Source organism: Vibrio sp. SG41-7, assembly GCF_014164465.1.
GTDB classification, from domain to species: domain Bacteria; phylum Pseudomonadota; class Gammaproteobacteria; order Enterobacterales; family Vibrionaceae; genus Vibrio; species Vibrio splendidus.
The window spans coordinates 1-2,443 of sequence record NZ_JACJFF010000249.1 but is presented as its reverse complement, the minus strand read 5'-3'; the positions used below and the strand labels follow the sequence as shown (position 1 = coordinate 2,443).

Sequence of the window (2,443 nt, the reverse complement as noted above, 5' to 3'; positions counted from 1 at the left end):
TGCATATTCCGGAGCAATCCGACCACCGATTCCGGGATTATCCGGACATTCATTCCGTTTTAATCCGGACACCATTTCCGGGATAAACCAGCCAAATTTCCACGAACTCCGGAATCACTGTCCGGTTTAGCGGAATACCTTTCTTTTCTCTTTTAAATCAATAGCTCACTATCCTTGTTAGATAATCTAACGTAGCAAGGAAGTGACAATGCCTAAAAAGAGAACATCTATGACAAACATTAAAGAGGTATTGCGCCTCAAATATGAGTGCAACTTGTCGACGAGAAAAATCGCTACTTGCGCCAAAGTCAGTCGCTCGACCGTCTCTGAAATACTGCTGCGCTTTAAACACAACAACCTAAGTTGGCCACTTCCTGAAAATTACTCCGATACCGAGCTTACACACGCGCTATACCGTGATAAAACCACGAGTGATACAAAGGTCATGCCTAACTTCAGTCAGTGTTTTATTGAGCTAAAGCGACCAGGTATGACGAAACAACTGCTGTGGGAAGAGTATGCCGCGGAGCACCTAGAGCGTGCCTATCGTTACAGCCAATACTGTGAGCACTATCGACGATGGCTAAAGAAACAAAAGCGCAGTATGCGCCAAATTCACGTGGCGGGTGACAAGTTGTTCATCGACTACTGCGGCCCCACCATCCCAGTGGTGAATCCCGAAACAGGCGAAATCCGTAAAGCTCAGATCTTCGTCGCAACCTTTGGCGCCTCAAACTATACCTATGTTGAAGCAAGTGAAAGCCAAAGACTAGAGCACTGGCTAGAGGCGCATGCGAACGCCTTCGAACACTTTGGCGGCGTGCCTGCGCTACTGGTACCTGACAACCTAAAATCCGCTGTCACCAAAACCGACCGTTACGAGCCAAAGCTCAACGACAGCTATCGCAAGCTCGCTTATCACTACCGTACTGCAGTCATGCCTGCACGACCTTATAAGCCTAAAGATAAGGCAAAAGCGGAGAACGCGGTGCTCATCGTAGAGCGTTGGATCATGATGCGACTTCGCCACCGTACTTTCCATACTTTCAAAGAGCTGAACCTCTCGATCCGCGACCTAATGAACTCACTTAATCAACGACAAATGAAACAAATAGGCGCAAGCAGAAAAGAGTTGTTCGACACGTTGGATAAACCCGCGCTCAACCCGCTTCCCAAGGAGCACTATCTTTACACCGAGCTCAAGCGAGCGAAAGTGGGACCGGATTACCACATCGAATACAAAAAGCATTACTACTCAGTTCCGCATCAACTCGTGGGCCAACATGTGCAACTTGAAGCCAGCTCAAAGCTGATACAGGTTTATCATCAAGGTAACCTCGTCGCCCAGCATCCCGCCAGCCAAAAAGAACGCGGACTCAGCACGTACGCAGAACATATGCCTAGCAATCATCAGCATCAAAAATGGTCGCCTGCAAGGCTACTGAGCTGGGGAGAAAGGATCGGGCCTGCCACGCAGCAGGTAGTGGACCTCTTACTGTCGTCGAAATCGCACCCTGCTCAATCCAATCGCAGCACACTTGGGCTGCTCAACTTAACTAAAAAATACGGCGACTCGCGTCTTGAGCAGGCGTGCAAAGACGCGCTACTCGTCAATAAGCCTTATCTACGATTCATTAAAAACTTACTTGTAAACCATCGAGAAGGCCGACTCTCTTCATCCCCAGAGATCACGCCAGATATCCAGCACAGCAATGTACGCGGCCCCAATAGTTATCACTAGGAGAGCATAATGAATCCAATCAATGACCAACTAAGATCACTGCGTCTTGGACATGCTATAAACGCGCTGGAGCAGCAACAAGAGCAACTCTCTACTTACGCAGAGTTAGGCTTCGAAGAGCGTCTCAGTTTACTGCTTGAAAGCGAAATACTGGGCCGAAACCACGCGAAGATCCAACGCCTAAAACGGCAAGCCAAGCTTCGAATCGAAGCCCAACCGAGCCAGATCACCTACAAAGAAGGCCGAGGATTAAAACGAACCCAAATGAGTGAGCTGCTCACCGGTGGTTATTTACACAAAAAACAAAACGTTCTGATCACTGGACCAACAGGGGCAGGCAAAACTTATGTTGCCTGCGCTCTGGGATCTCAGGCGTGTGAACAACTGCATAGCGTTCGCTACCACCGACTGAGTCGCTTACTGGATGACTTGAGCTCGGGCCGACTTGATGGAACTTACCAGAAACAACTTCAAGCTCTCGCGAAAAAAGATCTGCTGATCCTTGATGACTGGGGAATGGAAAAACTCAGCCCAGATCATGCTGGGCACTTGTTGGAACTCTTAGAGGATCGGTATCAAATAAGCAGCACGATCATGATAAGCCAATTACCCGTGAAGGAGTGGTACGCCATGATAGGAAACGCCACCGTAGCCGACGCATTATTGGATCGACTGATACACAACAGCCACCGAATAGAACTA

The 2,443-nt window shown here is 48.7% G+C and carries 2 protein-coding genes; both read left to right on the top strand.

Going from position 1 to position 2,443, the window contains the following annotated elements:
- The first annotated feature begins 208 nt into the window (after positions 1 to 208).
- Positions 209 to 1,741, top strand: coding sequence for an IS21 family transposase (gene istA, locus H5300_RS26335; protein ID WP_182797322.1), 1,533 nt, complete (start codon positions 209 to 211; stop codon positions 1,739 to 1,741).
- 9 nt (positions 1,742 to 1,750) lie between these two features.
- A partial coding sequence (istB, locus tag H5300_RS26330; RefSeq protein WP_182797321.1) for an IS21-like element helper ATPase IstB occupies positions 1,751 to 2,443 on the top strand: 693 nt, incomplete at its 3' end.